At 47.2% G+C, this 18,292-nt stretch carries 15 protein-coding genes, 1 tRNA gene and 1 riboswitch; of the genes, 10 read left to right on the forward strand and 6 right to left on the reverse strand.

Translation table 11 applies throughout. The annotated features are described in order from the left end of the window. Positions 1 to 12 precede the first annotated feature (12 nt). On the reverse strand, positions 13 to 597 hold the full coding sequence (locus K5677_RS12650; RefSeq protein WP_296728643.1) for a guanylate kinase: 585 nt from the start codon (positions 595 to 597) through the stop codon (positions 13 to 15). 286 nt (positions 598 to 883) lie between these two features. On the opposite strand from K5677_RS12650, the gene K5677_RS12655 reads away from it, so the two are divergent. Beyond that, complete coding sequence (locus K5677_RS12655) at positions 884 to 3,586, forward strand: glycoside hydrolase family 9 protein (RefSeq protein ID WP_296728644.1); 2,703 nt, start codon at positions 884 to 886, stop codon at positions 3,584 to 3,586. Between the two features lie 51 nt (positions 3,587 to 3,637). On the opposite strand, the gene K5677_RS12660 is transcribed toward K5677_RS12655, so the two are convergent. Further along, positions 3,638 to 4,093 (reverse strand): GNAT family N-acetyltransferase, encoded by a 456-nt coding sequence (locus tag K5677_RS12660; RefSeq protein WP_296728646.1) that lies wholly within the window; start codon positions 4,091 to 4,093, stop codon positions 3,638 to 3,640. A gap of 203 nt (positions 4,094 to 4,296) precedes the next feature. On the opposite strand from K5677_RS12660, the gene K5677_RS12665 reads away from it, so the two are divergent. After that, a complete protein-coding gene (locus K5677_RS12665; RefSeq protein ID WP_296728648.1) occupies positions 4,297 to 4,944 on the forward strand; it encodes a hypothetical protein in 648 nt (215 codons plus the stop codon). 49 nt (positions 4,945 to 4,993) lie between these two features. Here the strand turns inward: K5677_RS12665 and K5677_RS12670 are convergent, their stop codons facing one another. Both K5677_RS12670 and K5677_RS12675 read right to left on the reverse strand, forming a co-directional pair. Then, positions 4,994 to 5,785 carry an NUDIX domain-containing protein gene (locus K5677_RS12670; protein WP_296728650.1) on the reverse strand — a complete coding sequence of 264 codons (792 nt, stop codon included), beginning with the start codon at positions 5,783 to 5,785 and terminating at the stop codon, positions 4,994 to 4,996. Positions 5,786 to 5,939: 154 nt separating this feature from the next. Then, positions 5,940 to 6,013, reverse strand: a tRNA-Arg gene (locus K5677_RS12675). 170 nt (positions 6,014 to 6,183) lie between these two features. Next, positions 6,184 to 6,291: riboswitch (adenosylcobalamin-variant (AdoCbl-variant) riboswitch) on the forward strand. Between the two features lie 113 nt (positions 6,292 to 6,404). Here K5677_RS12675 and K5677_RS12680 point away from each other — a divergent pair. From K5677_RS12680 to pta, 7 genes are all read left to right on the forward strand, one after another. Next, a complete protein-coding gene (locus K5677_RS12680) occupies positions 6,405 to 7,334 on the forward strand; it encodes an NPXTG-anchored protein (protein ID WP_296728651.1) in 930 nt (309 codons plus the stop codon). Further along, positions 7,324 to 9,141: a DUF4430 domain-containing protein gene (locus K5677_RS12685; RefSeq protein ID WP_296728652.1), complete on the forward strand. Its 1,818-nt coding sequence runs from the start codon at positions 7,324 to 7,326 to the stop codon at positions 9,139 to 9,141. The genes K5677_RS12680 and K5677_RS12685 overlap by 11 nt, the downstream gene beginning before the upstream one ends. Further along, a complete protein-coding gene (locus K5677_RS12690) occupies positions 9,138 to 10,016 on the forward strand; it encodes an energy-coupling factor transporter transmembrane component T (RefSeq protein ID WP_296728654.1) in 879 nt (292 codons plus the stop codon). The genes K5677_RS12685 and K5677_RS12690 overlap by 4 nt, the downstream gene beginning before the upstream one ends. Next, positions 9,989 to 11,629 carry an ABC transporter ATP-binding protein gene (locus tag K5677_RS12695; protein WP_296728656.1) on the forward strand — a complete coding sequence of 547 codons (1,641 nt, stop codon included), beginning with the start codon at positions 9,989 to 9,991 and terminating at the stop codon, positions 11,627 to 11,629. Before K5677_RS12690 ends, K5677_RS12695 begins: the two co-directional genes overlap by 28 nt. Beyond that, a complete protein-coding gene (locus K5677_RS12700) occupies positions 11,620 to 12,306 on the forward strand; it encodes an ECF transporter S component (RefSeq protein WP_296728659.1) in 687 nt (228 codons plus the stop codon). Before K5677_RS12695 ends, K5677_RS12700 begins: the two co-directional genes overlap by 10 nt. 36 nt (positions 12,307 to 12,342) lie before the next feature. Next, on the forward strand, positions 12,343 to 12,747 hold the full coding sequence (locus K5677_RS12705; protein ID WP_296728662.1) for an HIT domain-containing protein: 405 nt from the start codon (positions 12,343 to 12,345) through the stop codon (positions 12,745 to 12,747). Positions 12,748 to 12,858: 111 nt separating this feature from the next. Further along, positions 12,859 to 13,875, forward strand: a complete 1,017-nt coding sequence (gene pta, locus K5677_RS12710) for a phosphate acetyltransferase (RefSeq protein ID WP_296728665.1) — start codon at positions 12,859 to 12,861, stop codon at positions 13,873 to 13,875. Between the two features lie 274 nt (positions 13,876 to 14,149). Here pta and K5677_RS12715 read toward each other — a convergent pair whose 3' ends face one another. Beyond that, positions 14,150 to 14,605 (reverse strand): ATP-binding protein, encoded by a 456-nt coding sequence (locus tag K5677_RS12715; protein WP_296728668.1) that lies wholly within the window; start codon positions 14,603 to 14,605, stop codon positions 14,150 to 14,152. Positions 14,606 to 14,726: 121 nt separating this feature from the next. Next, positions 14,727 to 15,383 carry an N-acetyltransferase gene (locus K5677_RS12720; RefSeq protein WP_296728671.1) on the reverse strand — a complete coding sequence of 219 codons (657 nt, stop codon included), beginning with the start codon at positions 15,381 to 15,383 and terminating at the stop codon, positions 14,727 to 14,729. A gap of 557 nt (positions 15,384 to 15,940) precedes the next feature. Between K5677_RS12720 and K5677_RS12725 the strand changes: the two genes are divergently transcribed. Then, the coding region (locus K5677_RS12725; RefSeq protein WP_296728673.1) for an endo-1,4-beta-xylanase at positions 15,941 to 18,292 on the forward strand (2,352 nt) is incomplete at its 3' end.

Below are 18,292 nucleotides of genomic sequence, written 5' to 3' on the forward strand. Positions count from 1 at the left end.
AAACCACATAGATCAATTACAAAAATCAGATATATATTTTTTTACAGCCGACAGGCACTCATCAAGGCTGCCGTTGTTAGAAAAACGATGTGTTACCCCTGCCTCACTGAGCTTTTTATCGGAAAAATCCTCGTTATCAGCAAGAAACCGCCGGCACAGCTCAGCATACTTCGGGGCTGACTGCTTTTTTTCTCTTTCCACTGCCCTGAGAAATCTTATATCGTCGTCAACTTCAATGTAAACAGGCACCAATACCTCAGCACCGAGGCATTCTCTTATTTTCAGGTAAGATTCCAGCGTACCGATACCGATCCGGTCCCCCCTGTCGGTGCTGATACTGTCTTTTGCGGTATAATATGTCCATTTACCGCATTTTGTATCATATGTACGCCATTCTATTACCTCACCACTGTCCCTCATGGCGTTGAAGCGTTCATCATCAACGAAGTGATATTCAACGCCCTCGCGCTCACCTGCACGAATGGGACGGGTAGTGTAGAGAACAATGGGGATAAGCTCTGAATCTTCGAGGATACGGCTGTAAATGGTATCCTTTCCCGAAGAGCTCTTGCCCATAATGTAAAAAATATGGCTCATACCATAACTCCTATTAAAAAAGTAATCACAGATAATCCACACGAATTTAATTATATCACAACTAAAAAAATAAATCAAGTCCACAAATTGCTGAATTAGGACATTTCGGGCATATTTTGCGGAAATAGTCTAAATAGCCGAAATATTTTCAGCACAGGCTATGAATATGAGCAAAATGCCGTTTTGTAGGGATAATTTGTAAATTTTCTATTGCTGTGCTTTACAACAAATATAAAAAGTATTAAAGTATATAGTGGAAAAATTGCAGAAAACGGAGGTTTAAAGCATGAAAAAGAAAAAAAACAATGCTTCCGGAGCTGTTTCGGCTCTTGCTGCTGTTGTCGTTGCGGCAGGCGCATTATGTCCTGCTGCAACTCAGTTCGCTCCCCTCAACGCGAATGCAGGTCAGCAGCTTGGACAGACAGACTTTGAAAGCGAAGTCGGACTCCCGTGGCACATTGTAGAGTCTGCTCCCGGAGAAATGGACTTCAAGATCGACAAGGGCGCGTACACCGTGACTATTGTCAACCCGGGCGGAGCTTCAAGAGGCGGCGAGGATCGCTGGGACTGTCAGTTCAGACACAGAGGGCTCAGGATAGTTTCGGGACACAAGTATAAGGTCTCCTACGAGATAACCCCCTCAGAGAGCGGAAAGTATTACACAAAAATAGGCAACCTCGACGGCGATGTGGAAATATGGCATAACATGACGGCTGACGGCGGACCTGATTTCAACAGCACATGGGACTGCATCCAGATAAGCAAAAACGAGACAAAAAAGGTCGATGTAACATTTACAGCCGACAAATCGCTTGAAGTTGCGGAATGGGCTTTCCACTTAGGCGGCGACGGTCAGTACACAAACGGCGACTGCTTCCCTGTAGGCACAGAGATAAAATTCGATAATATGTCACTCGTCGACCTTACAAGCGACGAAAACGACTACCCAGAGGCTGAGGTCTGGGAGCGTGCAGGGATACTCACCAATCAGGTATGCTACTTCCCCCAAAGAGCTAAGAGAGCTACTCTTCTCAGCGATTCATCAAAGCCTGTTGATTTCGAGGTAATAGATGAATCCGGCAAGACCGTGTACGAAGGCAAAAGCACTCCATTCGGACACGATAAGGACTCAGACGATGAAGTTCATATCATTGACTTCACCGACCTTGACAAAGAGGGTACATATCATATCGAATCTGAAGACGGTTCTGAAAGCCGTGACTTTGAAATATGCGGCTCTGATAAGTATTCCAGCCTGCTTTACGATTCTCTGAACTACTTCTATCAGAACAGAAGCGGTATCGAGATAGAGAGCGATTTCATTTCCTCGGGCGAGACCTCTGAGCTCGCACGTGCAGCAGGTCACCCAAAGGATATGGCTGAAATAGAGCAGACATGGGGATACAGCGGCAGCAGCGGCTCCATAGACGTTACAGGCGGCTGGTACGATGCAGGCGACCACGGCAAATACGTTGTAAACGGCGGATTCTCCCTCTGGCTCATGCAGAACCAGTATGAAACAGCGTTAAAATACGGCTTTGAAAATGTTTACGGCGACGGTACGATGCTCCTTCCCGAAAATACAAACGGCACTCCCGACCTTCTCGACGAAGCTCGCTGGGAAATGGAATGGATGCTGAAAATGATAGTCGAAAGCGGCGAATACAAGGGTATGGCTTACCACAAGGCTCATGACGAGAAGTGGACAGCACTCGGCATCGCTCCTGCTGACGATGATATGAAGCGTATCGTAAAGCCTCCGACGACTGCGGCTACTCTCAATCTGGCTGCCTGCGGAGCTCAGGCTGCTCGTCTTTGGAAGGACCACGACAGTGGTTTTGCTGAACAGTGTCTGGAAGCTGCAAAGAACGCATTCGAGGCTGCCAAAAAGCACCCCGATATGTACGCGCCTCTTGATGAATCCGTAGGAGGCGGTGCCTACGGCGATACAGATGTCGAGGACGAATTCTGCTGGGCAGCTCTGGAGCTGTTCATCACAACAGGCGACGAGGACTATTACGACGAAGCTGCGGAGAATAAATTCTTTCTTGATATGCCGCAGTCTCTGGGCGGAGGCGAAAGCGTTGATACAGTTGGAAGCTTCGACTGGGGCAACACAGGCGGTCTCGCTACCCTGAGTGCGGCTCTCAATACCGATAAATTCGACAAGGGCGACGCTGAGATAATACAGGAAGCTATCGTTTCCGCGGCTGACAGCTTTATCTCTCTTGAAGAAAATCAGGGCTACGGTGTTCCCTACGGGCAGAGCACTCTCAGCTACAACGACAGCGACGAGGGCTATATCTGGGGCTCAAACTCTTTTGTAACAGATAACGCTATTGTTATGGCTTATGCTTATCTCCTCACAGATGACGACATCTACCTTGACGGTGCTATCGGCGGAATGGACTATATCCTCGGCAGAAATGCTATGGATTACTCATACGTTACAGGCTACGGCACTCATGCCATAGAATATCCTCACCACCGCTACTGGGCAAGGCAGATCGACGAGGCCTTCCCTAAGGCACCGAACGGCGTTATGTGCGGCGGTCCGAACTCGGGTATGCAGGATCCGTGGGTACAGGGCTCAGGCTGGAAAAAGGGTGAGATACCGCCTCAGAAATGCTATCTTGACAATATCGAAGCATGGTCTGTAAACGAGTGTACTATCAACTGGAACGCTTCACTTGCATGGCTGGCAGGCTTCACAGCTCAGGAGGCGACTGACGAGGGTATCGTTGTTACAGCTCATACTAACGGCAAAAAGTCCGACAAGGAAGAAGCGACCACTACAAAATCCAAGAAAACAAAGACCGAGAAAACTACTGCAAAGACCACAAAGGCAAGCAGAGACGACGATGATGACGAAGATGACAAGAACAGCAGCGGACTGCTCAAGGTAGGGCTTATCGCAGGTGCGGCTGTGATCGCACTTATCTCATTAGAGCTGTTTGTATACAAAATGGCTAAACTGAAAAAGAAATAAAAAAATACAGCCTTCCCACAGTGGAAGGCTGTTTTTGTATCATTCATCATTTCAAAGGGACATCACGTATATCTGGCAGGGATTTGCTTCGTCCCATAAATCGGGAAATACCTCGAATTCCTTGAAGCCGCAGCCGATATAAAACAGATTAGTTCTGTCATAATCTTCGTATTTTCCCATTTGAACGGTTTTTACCTGCATGAATGAATATCCCAGAAATTTTGCTGCTTCTTTAGCACATTCCACAAGCTCACGTCCTATACCTTTGCGGTGATATGGCTTGAGGACTCCCATAACGGCAAGCTCTACCGTAGCATTGCCAGTCTCTTTAAGGCAGAGAAAGCCTGTATATTCACCATTCTCCTCAGCTGCAAAAAATATCATGTCAGCACTTTCCTCAATATACCGCTCTCTTGATCCGTCAACCTCGAACCATTCCTTCAACGCTTCAAGGATATTGCGTGATATGGCTTTTTTCTGAGGTTTGTCGTGTATCTGTACTATCATAATTGTTCCTTTCCTGTGAAGTTTTTATTAATTTAAGTAATTATAGCATTCTGCCGTGGAATTGTCAATCCCGATCATCAAAAGCAAAGAAAATCAAGCATTTTTCATCATACTTTCACACAAACACTCATACGATAGCTTGACTTTTTACGACATCAGTAGTATAATAAATACATATTTATGTACAGGAGAGTGTTTATTACATGAGCAGAGGAAACGGCTTTTTCAGCAATCTGAAAAGATCCACCAAGATAACCCTCGTTTCGTGCGGCTGTTTTATTGCACTTACAGCTGTTATTCTTACTTTTTTCGTAATGTTTCCAATTACTCCGTCAGAAAAAATGATATCAAGCTTCGGACGTGAGAGCATTTACAAGCAGGAACCGCAGGGAACAGGTCCTGCTGCCGCTGTATCTACTACTGCCACAAATGATATCGTAACCTCAAAGACCAGGCGTACAACTACAGTTACAAGAGTAAAAAAATCCGAATATACTATAACTTTTACCTCCGGAAACGGCTTCTTCAAGGGACAGAAGATACCCTCCGGAAATTTCTCAGGTCAGCTCAACACTTATACCCCCACCACTACAACATCTGTTGTAAGCGGCTATACAGGCGGCACAGGTGAGCTTACCACATATCCGAACGGAGAAGTCCCTACCATTGATCCCAACGGCGGAACAGGCACAGGCACCGAAACTCCTGTAACTCCACCTGAGGGCGGCGGCACCGGCACAGGCACTGAAACTCCTGTAACTCCACCCGAGGGCGGCGGTTCAGGCACAGGCACTGAAACTCCTGTAACTCCACCTGCTGACGGCGGCGGTGCAGCAGCAACAGCTGAATAAAAACAAAAGGCGTGAGCAATCACGCCTTTTTTCATTATAAGCATTAAGATCAGAATACTGCTTTTTTTATCATGTCAAGCTCGTCAAGTGAGATGCAATTAGGAATATCCTCATACTTCATTACCGAGAGAAGCTCATCTATCTCAGCCCAGCAAACCTCAGATACCTCAGATGACTGGAGAGTAAGGTCTTCTATCTCGATATGCTCACGGCAGATATATACTGCCACAAGCTCGTTATCATCTATGCCGTCCTTTTTGAACTCTGCCTTTTTAAGTCCTATGAATTCAAGCTGGCTTCTGTCAATATCAAGCCCCAGCTCCTCGCGGACCTCTTTAAGAGCAGTATGACGGAACTCCTCCCCCTGTGAAACATGACCTGCCGCAGAAACATCATAGCAGTCGGGATTGATGTCCTTTTCATGGGAGCGCTTCTGTAAAAGCACAAATATACCGCCGTCACGGCGCTTTATCATCCAGATATGTACTGTCGGGTGAAGATCGCCGTCCCTGTGGACAAGGGTCCTCGGCTTGCTTTCCGCTGTGATCCTTGCCTTATCGTCGATGAGGTTGAGGAACTCGTCGGAAATAAACTCAACGCTGATCTCAGGATTTTCCTCGGCAGCATCTGTAAATGCCGACTTTATATCGTCAATTGCAGAATTATCTATATCTTCATCGGAAATATAGACCTTGTATGATGCAGGAGCCCCCTTTTGTGCAATAGCTCCCGAAAGTGTATATCTGTCCGTTATATCCGCAGCGCCAAGCTTTTTTGCAGTCTCCTCATAGAGCTTTTCCTCAGAGGCAAGTCTGCTCAGAAAAATTTCAAAATCTTCCATAATCTTCTCCATTTTATCTCTGTTTCAACCGTAAACGCCTTTATTCAGCGCTATAAATTATATACCTATAAACGGAAAAAGTCAAGGCTTTTTGGAAAAAATAAATATTCAGAGTAAAAAAACAGCTCCCCGACCATGATCGGAGAGCTTTCAGCGTCCCAAAGAGGAGTCGAACCTCCGGCCTACTGCTTAGGAGGCAGTCGCTCTATCCTACTGAGCTATTGGGACATATCACGTATAATATTTTACCACATATTTCTCCTCATTGCAAGAGCTGAGATATAATTTTATTTTTTACATATTTGCACATCAATCATTCCTCCCCTACAATATTAATAATAAATTAACTTTTTCTCAGCGCCTCTTGCTTTTTTAATGCTTTTGTGATATAATACTTTTGTCTGAAACTGAGGGAAGTACGGTGAAAATCCGTCGCAGCAGTCACTGCCGTATAGTCGGATCGCTCGTCAGACAATGGGTAATACACGTTTTTGGACAGTGAAAAACGATGCCTGAAAAACTCTTTACAGGCTTTCTGTGGAGCTTTTTTGCTGCGCTTTTCGCACTGCGGAAAGGCTTTTTTTATTGTCCTGCACATTATAATAAGGAGTTGCTTTTTATGAAAAAGACAATCGCAATGGCAGCTGCTCTGCTTATTTCATGTTCAGCTGTCTGTATGACTTCATTCGCTGCTGACGAAACTAAGGTATATGTTACAATTACCGACGACAAAAAGGACCTCGTACTCGTTCAGGAGCCTGTCACCGTTACCGATATTGACAGTGACGGCAAGCTCACTGTCAACGATGCGCTCTATATCGCTCATGAGAATAAATATGAAGGCGGCGCAGCAGCAGGCTATAAGTCCTCTGCAGGACAGTGGGGACTCGGTCTTGACAAGCTCTGGGGCGTTGAGAACGGCGGCAGCTATGGCTACTATGTAAATGACAATATGGCTATGGGACTTACAGATGAAGTGAAAAACAACGACCAGCTGCAGGCTTTCGTTTATCCCGATCCAAAGGACTATAACTATAACTACAGTTATTTCGATGCTAAGGACGGCGGCGAAAAGGGCGCTGATTCCGAGGTCACATTGACACTTTCATATGTATATTTCGATGAGAACTATGCACCTAAATCAAAGGCTCTCGAAGGGGCTTCGATCACTGTAAACGGCAAGGAAACCGAGTACAAGACCGATTCTGAGGGAAAAGCCACAATAAAGCTCACTGAGAGCGGCAAAAACATTATCAGTGCTGTCGGCTCAAGCGTAAATATAGTTCCCCCTGTTTACATAGTAAATGTAAACGGTGAGTCTGCTGTAACAACCACCTTGACCGAAGCAACAACAACAACAACAACAACAACAACTGCTGCCACTACAACTACGACAACTGCAACAACTTCAAAGACAACTGCAAAGACTACCACAGCAGCAAGATCAAACTCTCCAAAGACAGGTGTCAAGGGTGCAGGTCTGGCTGTATTCGGACTTGCGGGCGCTGCTGCTACAGCCTTTGCTCTGAGAAGAAAGAATGAGGAATAAGGTACTCACAGGCTTCCTGTGCATTGTACTTTCATTAGTATTATCACTGTGCTGTGTCCCTGTGGAAGCTCAGTGCAGCGAGCATACCGCCGAAGAGGTCAGTGACCTTATCGGCGGTATCGTTGATTATAAACTAAGTCATTGCGGCGCAGGCAGCATAGATGAATGGCTCAGCGGCGAAATAGCAGAGGGTGCCGGCACCACTTCCGACTGGTATGCCCTTGCACTCAGTCAGTACGGATATACCGACCTTTCTGCCTATGAGCGTTCTCTCTCAAACTATCTTTCAAGCAGTAACGTACTCTCAGCGACTTCACGCGAGAAATACGCCCTCGGACTGGCGGCGGCAGGAAGTGAGAACAGCTATATAACCGATATTCTTGACAGCTCAATCGGCGAGCAGGGCATGATGAGCTGGATATACGGACTTCATGTGCTTAACAACGGCTACACCTGTTCAAAATTTACTGCGGATTCTGTGGTGGATTCTATACTGACAATGCAGTACGGCGACGGAGGCTGGGCTCTGTTCGGAGAACACGGTGATATTGACGTCACAGCCATGACAGTGCAGGCTCTTGCGCCCCATATCGGCAGAGGTGATGTTTCTTCGGCTGTGGACAGAGCTATGGATTTCCTATCCGCAAAGCAGAAGCCAAACGGCGGCTATGAGAGCTTCGGAACTCCCAATCCCGAGAGCCCATCGCAGGTCCTGACGGCATTATCGGCGCTGAATATAGATTGCAGATACGATGAACGATTCATCAAGGACGGTCATGACCTCATCGACGGCATAGCCGAGTATCGGCTTGATGACGGCAGCTTCTGTCACACTAAGGGCGGCGAGAGCAATCCTACGGCTACGGTTCAGGCTTTTTACTCCCTGATAGCATTCCGGCGTATGACAGAGGGCAAGTCTCCCCTTCTTGTGCTGGATAACCGCAGACTTCCCGAAGCTCTCAACGAGGGAGCTGACAGCGGACAGCATGAGTCCGAAAAACAGCCTCAGACTACGGCTTCTTCCATAGCTGTGACCACTGCATCAAAAACAACTGCAGCTTCTGCGGCGAAAACAGCTGCAACCCTTACAGTAACTGCTAAAACAGGCACTTCTGCCGCTGACGGTTCGGGAACAATATCCACTTCGGGAGAAAGTATCACTTCAACAACAGCGGCTTCGCGGATAGGTGAAGCTCCAAAAGGCAAAGCTCACAAGCCATTTATTATCCTGATCATTATGGTATCAGCAGGAGTGATCTCCCTTGTTGTCTTTATCACAGGCAAAAGAAACATCAAGAATTACCTGTTTATCCTTATAATTGCAGGTGCAGCCATAGCTGTTGTGCTTCTGCTCGATATTCAGTCAGCCGAGGACTATTACAGCGGCAGCAAAAAGGTAAAAAAGAACATCGCAGGTACGGTAACTATGGAGATACGCTGTGACACTATCGCAGGGAGGTCAGATTCCGGGTATATCCCTGCGGACGGCGTTATCCTGCCGCCTACGGCTTTTGACTTTGAAAGCGGCGAGACAGTCTTTGACATACTCACCGAGGCTGCACAGACCTACGGCATACAGGTGGAAAACAGAGGCAGTGCAGGCGGCGCTCACGGCATGGTCTATATAGCAGGCATAAATTACATCTATGAGTATGATTTCGGCGACTTATCGGGCTGGGTATATCATGTGAACGGAGTTACGCCCTCACGGGGCTGCGGCGAATATGAGCTCTCTGACGGTGACAGGATAGAATGGCTCTACACCTGCGAGACAGGTCACGACATTAACGAGGTATATGAAAAATGAGAAGCTTTTCCGAATATAACCCCATAGTCATAGCAGTATGGTTCCTGAGCGCGACTGGCATAGCTATGTTTTGCAGCTATCCCCTGCTCATGGCGCTGTCTCTGGTGGGAGCTGTTTCATTCTTCCTTATGAGAAACAGGCTTTCACACATAAAAACTCACCTTTTCTTCCTGATACTGTTCCTGATACTCGCCCTTGCCAACCCACTTGTATCCCATAATGGAAAGACCGTGCTCTTTGTTATGAATCACAATCCCGTAACTCTTGAAGCCACGCTGTACGGCTTAAATTCGGCAGCTATGATAATCGGGGTGCTGTACTGGCTTCGCTCATTCACTCAGATAATGACAAGCGAGAAGCTCCTTTATATCACAGGAGCTCTCTCCCCGAAGCTGTCACTTGTACTGTCAATGGCTCTGAGGTTCGTCCCCATGTTCGGCAGACAATCCGCGAAGATAAACGCTGCACAGACGGCAATGGGACTATACAAGGACGACAATATAATAGACGATATAAAGGGAAAGTCGAGGGTGTTCTCAATAATGGTAACGTGGGCGCTGGAAAACGGTATCATAACTGCCGACAGCATGGAGGCGAGAGGCTTCGGCTGCGGAAGGCGCACTCAGATGAGGCGATTCCGCTTCACAGGGGCGGATATTATTTTTCTGCTGGTCACGACAGGGCTGCTGGGCATTACCTGTGCAGCTATCGGAGCTAAGTCCCTCAGCTTTGGATTCTACCCGTCCATAATGGCTAAAGCTCCCGATAAACTGGGAGTTTTCGGACTTATCTCATATGGGCTCATGATACTCATGCCCATTATCCTTGAATTGGTGGTGAGCCTTAAATGGAAATACTTGCGGTCAGCGGTCTGACCTTTACATATCCGCAGTGCACAGAGCCTGCTGTCAGAGACATATCCTTTTCCCTTGAACGGGGCGAGTTCGCTGTATTATGCGGAGCTACAGGCAGCGGCAAATCAACTCTGCTGCGTATGCTGAAAAAAGAGCTTACTCCCCTCGGCGATAAAAAGGGCTCAGTCTGTTTCGGCGGTGCGGAGCTCTCTGAAATGCCTGCAAAAAGGTCTGCCTCCGCTATAGGCTTCGTTATGCAGAAGCCCGAACAGCAGACAGTTACCGACAAGGTGTGGCATGAGCTGGCTTTCGGACTTGAGAACCTCGGCACAGCTCCTGATGAAATATCACGGAGAATAGCTGAAATGGCAAGCTATTTCGGTATCGGTGACTGGTACGGCAGGGACACTGCGGAGCTTTCCGGCGGTCAGAAACAGCTTCTGAACCTTGCTTCTATACTTGTAATGCAGCCAGAGCTGCTGATACTCGATGAGCCCACTGCTCAGCTTGACCCCATTGCCGCTGTGGACTTTATCACAACTCTCAGACGTCTTTGCAGTGACCTTTCTATTACGATAATAATGGCTGAACATCGCCTTGAGGACGTTGTGCCCCTGTGTGACAGACTTCTCGTTATGGACAAAGGTCAGCTTATTGCCGACGGCAAGCCCTCAGAGGTCATCTCGACACTAAAGGGCTGTCCCGATATTATCTGCGGTATGCCTGCGGCTGCTCGGCTTTACGCCGAGCTCAGCGGCAGCGGCAGCTGTCCGCTTACAGTCCGCGAGGGGCGCAGTTTCATTGAGAGCAGCTTCGGAAACACTCCTCGCGGACTGCCGCAGGCTGCGTATGAGCACCCGGACTCAGCGGCTATGGAGTTCAGCGAGGTCTGCTTCCGGTATACACGGGACAGCAGGGATATTCTCAGCGGACTCAGCTTTAAGGTATACGAAAAGGAAATATTCTGTATACTTGGCGGAAACGGCTCGGGAAAGACCACCGCACTTTCAGCGGCAGCAGGACTTCTCAAACCCTACAGCGGCAGGATAAAGGTATTCGGGAAAAGGCTGAAAGACTATAAAAATCGCTCACTCTACCGCGAGTGCCTTGCAATGCTGCCACAGGACGTTCAGACGGTATTTCTCAAAAGCACCGTGCGTCAGGAGCTTGAAGAATGTCATGCCGATGTATCGATGCTCCCCTATGATATTTCGCATCTCATGGATAAGCACCCCTACGACCTTTCGGGGGGAGAGCAGCAGCTTGCTGCGCTGGCTAAGGTCATGTCTTCAAAGCCGAGACTGCTCCTTCTTGATGAGCCGACAAAAGGTCTGGACGCAGGAGCTAAGCTGCGCATTATAGAGATTTTCCGCTCGCTGAAAGAAAAAGGCGTGACAGTGGTCATTGTCACTCATGATGTGGAATTTGCGGCATTATGTGCGGACAGGTGTGCTATGTTTTTCGGCGGCAGGATAGTCTCGGCAGGTACACCCAATGAGTTTTTCAGCAAAAACAACTTCTACACAACAGCCGTGAGCCGCATGACACGGGGATATTTCGACAATGCCGTCACCGTTGCCGACGCGGTGGAGCTCTGCTTACGAAACGGCAGAAAGGATAAGCCATGCTCCTGATACGAAACGAGAAGCTCCGAAACGTCGTGAGAATAGCAGTTCCGTTTGTGATAATTCCTGCGATAGCCATTGCAGGAGCGCTGTTTTTCGACGAAAAAAGGCATATTCTCATCGCCCTTGCCGTAGCCCTGCTGTCTCTGGTGCTGTTTGAGGCAGGATTCGAGAAAAAGTCCACAGGCACACGGCGCATGGTCATAGTTGCTGTTATGACGGCTCTTTGCTTTGCAGGACGATTTATCCCCTTTCTGAAACCCATAGCGGCTCTCACTGTCATCACAGCCCTGTATCTGGGCGGCGAGGCTGGCTTTCTTGTGGGCTCACTTTCGGCAGTTCTCTCCAACTTCTACTTCGGACAGGGACCGTGGACTGCATTTCAGATGCTTGCATGGGGACTTATCGGACTGTTGGCAGGTATGCTCTCAAAGCCCCTGCTGAAAAGCCGCGTATTACTGCTTATCTACGGAGCTATGGCAGGTCTGGGATACTCATTTTTCATGGATATATGGACAGTTCTGTGGTACAACGAGGGTTTCAGCGTGAAGCTCTATGCCGCGGCTCTTATCTCGGCGATACCCTATACACTGTCATATGCGGTGTCTAACGTGCTGTTCCTGTTCCTGCTTGCAAAGCCATTGGGCGAAAAGCTCTCACGTATCAAGACCAAATACGGAGTATAAACAGCTCTATATCATATTTTCAGAAAGGATAAAACAATGAACGACTGTTTTTTTTGTAAAATTGCTGACCACACCATACCGTCAATGACTGTCTATGAGGACGAACACACTATTGCCTTTATGGATACGGCAAAGGACGTTGACGGTCATATTCTTGTTATCCCCAAAGCTCACGCCCATAATATCCTTGACTGCGATAATGATACTCTTTCACAGCTTATATCCGCCGTAAAGAAAGTATCCTGTCATCTTGTTGAGAACTGCGGCTTCGAGGGAGTTAATCTCCTCAATGCCAGCGGTGAGAGCGCAGGACAGTCAATACAGCACTTCCATATCCATGTTATACCTCGAAAAAGCGGTGATAATATCAACGCATGGCCGCATTTTGACGGTGCAAAAGAGAATATTGAAGACGTTTTCAAGAAGATAATTATAAAATAACATTTTTTAATGTTTTTAGGGGTGTCATCACATATAATTAATATTTGACTTTGACAAACAACTGTGATATAATAGTAAGGTAAAATTTAAATCCAATGGAGGTCTCTCAAAATGGGAATGTTCGACAAGCTTATAGCAAATCTTAAATCCAGCAAGAAAACCATCGTCTTCACTGAGGGCAGCGACCCACGTATCCTCTCCGCAGCTGACAGACTTATCAAGGAAAACCTCATGGGCGTTATCCTCTGCGGCAACGTTGACGAGGTAAAGGCTGCTGCTAAGAACGGCGGCTTCAATATCGACAGCGCTGAGATACTCGACCCTGCTACATACCCCGAAATGGACGCTCTCGTTGCCCAGATGGTCGAGCTCAGAAAGGGCAAGATGACTGAGGAGGAGTGCCGTGCTGCTCTCTCAAAGTCCAACTACTTCGGAACTATGCTCGTTAAGGCCGGCAAGGCAGACGCTCTCCTCGGCGGTGCAACATACTCCACAGCTGATACAGTAAGACCTGCTCTCCAGATAATCAAGACCAAGAAGGGCTCTAACCTCGTAAGCTCATCATTCATTCTTTTCCGTGAAAAGGACGGCAAGGAAGAAAAGATAGCTATGGGCGACTGCGCTATCAATCTCGGCTACACAGACAGACTCGACAAGGACGGCAATGTGGTTCTCTCAGCTGCAAGACAGCTTGCAGAGGTTGCTGTTGAGACTGCAAAGACAGCTGATTTCTTCGGCATTGACCCTAAGGTAGCTGTTCTCAGCTTCTCTACATACGGCTCAGGCAAGGGCGGCACAGTTCAGCTCAGCCACGACGCTGTTATCGAGGCAAGAAACATCGACCCGAACCTCGTTATCGACGGTGAGTTCCAGTTCGACGCTGCTGTTTCAGCAGAGGTCGCTAAGACAAAGTGCCCTGACTCAAAGGTTGCAGGACAGGCTAACACCTTCATCTTCCCACTTATCGAGGCTGGCAACATCGGCTACAAGATAGCTCAGAGACTTGGCGGCTATGAGGCTTACGGTCCTATCCTTCAGGGACTTAACGCTCCTATCAACGACCTTTCAAGAGGCTGCAACGCTGACGAAGTTTACAAAATGGCTATCATCACAGCCGGTATGGCTTAAGCGGAGAGCCTCCGCACCCTTCTCCGCGCACAGATTTATTCGTAAGGATAGTTTTTGCCGCGAGGGATAATAAACCGCGCCATACTATTATCGTGTGAAAATGCGAAGCATTAATCAATGCATAATGCATAATGCATAATTATGTAGTACACTTAATAAAACGGGATTATATGTAGGGGACGGCGTCCTCGACGTCCCGTAAATAACAGTAAAAATATATTAAATAAGAAAAAGGGACTGCGTTTATTGCAGTCCCTTTTGTTTTATTCAAAAACTACTCTTTCAGTTCCCTCAGCATTGCAGCTACTTCCTCAACCGAGCATTTATAGTCGCCGTCGCCGCTGCGCTTATATGTGCCTGTGTAAATACTTCCGCCGATATAAATGGGTTCCTCGCCCTTTCTTATCCTCGGGACAGTTACGACTATGATATGCTTGCCGTCTATGCGCTTTATCTGAACATCATCGTGAGTAAGGATATTGCGGCTCACCTTCCGCGTATCGCTGATTATCTCCCAAAAATCACTGAGAAGCCACTCCGGGTCGGGCAGACCAACAGGTCTCAGTGACTTGTCCTCCAGTTCCTCGACTCCGAGAAGTATCACGCCGCCGAGAGTATTTGCAAAAGCGGAATAAGTCTCCCAGAGGCTGTCGGGAAGTCCGCCGATAGCCTTTTTTGCTTCTATACGATTAGTTTCCTTGTATTTTTCAAGGTGCATTATGTCTATCATGGTCCGCTCCCCTTTCATTTATATTATACTCGTTATGACCACATCAGTCAAGTGAAAGAATACATTGCTGAAAGCTCTGAATAACATAAAGGCCACCCGTATCGAACGGGTGGTCTCATTTTTATGGTCGGATAACAGAGTGACTGTGTATGAAGAACTCCTCCTGACTTGGCTGCCAGCCCTTTTCCTTCGGCGGAAAGAGCTTGTCGAACTCTGCAACGGCTTTCTCGTCGTCGCAGGGCTTGTCCACATCACTTGGATAATAGAGCCACTTTCTGCCGTCAAGAACGCCCTCTTTCAGCTCCTTTACAAGAAGCGCCGCCGGGAAGAAATCCCCCTCAAAGCATACATTGTACTTCAGACAGCTCTTATAGCCTCTTGCAACGTAATTATCGGGATTTCCGAAATTGATAACAACATCGTATCCCATTTCCGATGCCTTTGCGAAGGTATGCTCAAGCAGCGCCTTACCAACGCCCATGCGCTGATATTCAGGCAGAACGCAGATAGGTCCCATAGTGAGGATATCCTTTTCATTGCCCTGCTCATCTCTTAGCTTAGCCTTGCAGTACATAACGCTGCCCAATATTTTACCGTCCAGCTCTGCAACATAGTCAAGCTCACGTACAAAGTCTGCATGGTCACGCATGATATGTATGAAGTAATGCTCAAAGCAGCCCGGGATACTCAGGTTCCAGAATGCTTCACGGGCAATATTCTCTACCTCGCGGTAATCATTTTCTGTTTCCTTACGAATGATAAAGTCAAATTTATTCATTTTTTATTACCTCCTGAAATTGCTGACTAAACACGAGAGGTCTGTGTGAGAAAGTAGTCGCAAACCTCTCGTTTACGCTGCTATCTCAGTTCTGTTATTATTTTTCAAACAACTGACTCCTTAAAAATATTTTGCGGTATCTCCGCTGGACAAATTATAGCACAAATTGGTCGGTTTGTCAACATAATGCAAAACAAAGTCAGTTCAGTACCGTAAGAGACTCCGCCGAAGTATCCAAATAATGTTGCATTTGTGCTACCTCATAAAATGTATGCGAAGTAGACAAAATAATATAAATGGGCAGTAAAATACAAAGAAGTAATACTTTACGTAAAAACTACTATACGAAATGACTAAAAAACAGCAAAAAGTGAGCAAACAATCGCTGAAATAACAATAAACGACTTGTTTTGTTCATAAAAATGTAATAAAATTGTTGTATAAGCTGGGGAAAAGATGGGACACAGCGGCTTATCAGTCAATGTGCTTTTCTTCAGTTGAGAAAAGGAAGAAACTAAAAAACAAAAATCATGTTTAGAAAGTGAGGAATGATCTACATGAAAAAAGGCACATTCAAGAAGATCGTCAGTGCAGGCTTGACAGCAATGATGGTCGCAGCAAGTGTACCTTCGATCCCCGCAGCCGTTGTTCACGGTGCTGATCAGCAGACACGCGGAAACATCGGCGGATTCGACTATGAGATGTGGAATCAGAACGGTCAGGGACAGGTTTCCATGAATCCCGGCGCAGGTTCATTTACCTGCTCGTGGAGCAACATCGAAAACTTCCTTGCTCGTATGGGCAAGAACTATGACAGCCAGAAAAAGAACTATAAGGCATTCGGCAATATAGTTCTCACCTACGATGTCGAGTATACCCCAAGAGGAAATTCGTATATGTGCGTATACGGCTGGACAAGAAATCCTCTTATGGAGTACTATATCGTAGAAGGCTGGGGCGACTGGCGTCCACCCGGAAACGGCGCTGAAAACAAGGGCACAGTAACCCTCAACGGCAACACCTATGACATTGCAAAGACAATGCGCTATAACCAGCCATCTCTTGACGGTACTGCTACATTCCCTCAGTACTGGAGCATCCGTCAGACAAGCGGTTCAAGAAATAACACTACAAACTATATGCAGGGAACTATTGATGTATCCAAGCACTTTGACGCATGGAGCCAGAAGGGACTGGATATGTCAGGTACTCTCTATGAAGTATCCCTCAATATCGAAGGCTACCGTTCAAACGGTTCTGCTAATGTAAAGAAGATCACTGTCGGCAGCGGCAGTTCTTCTTCAAGTGAGACAACAACTACTACACCTACTCAGACTGTAAAGGCTGACGCAAACGGCAATTACTTCACAAACAACTTCGAGAGCGGTGCAGGCGACTGGTCAGGCAGAGGAAGTGCTTCTGCTGATACAGATTCTGCCAACTACTATGACGGCAGCAAGTCTCTCTATGTATCAGGCAGAGAGGCAGAGTGGAACGGCTGTGCTATCCCGCTGGATTCAAGTGCATTCGTTCCCGGAAACACCTACAGCTTCAGTGCTGCTGTTATGCAGAAATCAGGCAGCACCGTAACAATGCAGATGTCTCTCCAGCAGGGCGACGGCAACGGTGCTTCATATACAAAGGTAGCTGACTGCGATGCAAAGAGCGGCGAGTGGACAAAGCTCGAAAATACCGAGTTCACTATCCCCGATAACTCAGGCGATCTTATTCTTTATATTGAAACTCCGGAGAGCTCAGGCGACCTCTGCGCTTTCTATGTTGACGCAGTCCAGGCTTCTGAAAAGGGCAAAAAGTCCTCTGTTGTAACAGGTCAGGGCACAGTAGATCCTACAACAGGTTCGGATGTTGAGATTTACGTTCCTACAGACAAGACATACACAGACGTTCGCGCACATCAGAACCTTGATTACAAATACGACAAGGGCGGCGACGGTTTCAAGGACTACATGGGACCATATTTCCGTCTCGGTACATCAGTAAGCGGCTACGAGATCGGCAACGCACAGGCACAGCAGTTCATCAAGAAGAACTACAACTCAATTACCTGTGAGAACGAGATGAAGCCCGACTCTATCGTTAAGGGCGTAAACGGCGACGAGGTACAGATCAGTCTCCAGTCAGCAAACAGTATCCTTAAATTTGCTGAGCAGAACGGTATCGGCGTTCGCGGTCATACCTTCGTATGGTACAGCCAGACTCCTGAAATGCTCTTTAAGGAGAACGGAAGCTACGTATCAAAGGACAGAATGAACAAGAGACTTGAGAGCATGATCAAGAACACATTCTCACAGCTCAAGTCCAACTATCCTAAGCTCCAGGTTCACTCATACGACGTTTGTAACGAGCTCTTTGAGAACGACGGCGGCGGAATGAGAAACTGGTCCAAGTGGAAGGACGTTTACGGCGCAGGCAACTACGATTTCGTAATAAATGCATTCAAATATGCAAGAAAATACGCTCCAAGCGAGACAAAGCTTTACCTCAACGACTACAACGAGTATATGTCCAAAAAGACAAGCGACCTCGTTAATATGGCTAAGAACGTAATGAAGGAAGGCGACTATATCGACGGTATCGGTATGCAGGCTCACCTTGCAGCAAGCTATCCTTCGGCAAGCGAGTTCGAGACAGCTGTCAAGCAGTTCGAGTCACTCGGTCTTGACGTTCAGATCACAGAGCTCGATATCACAAAGAATCAGAGCAATCAGGGTACACTTTATAAGCAGATATTTGAAGTTGCTATGAAACACGCTAAGAACATCTCATGCGTAACTCTCTGGGGTACAACAGATGAGAGAAGCTGGAGAAAGAGCGAGAACGGCGGAGATCCTCTCCCATTCAGCAACTACCAGCCAAAGAGCTTCTACAACGACATCATCGGTCTTACA

The sequence above is a fragment of the Ruminococcus sp. genome (assembly GCF_024684275.1).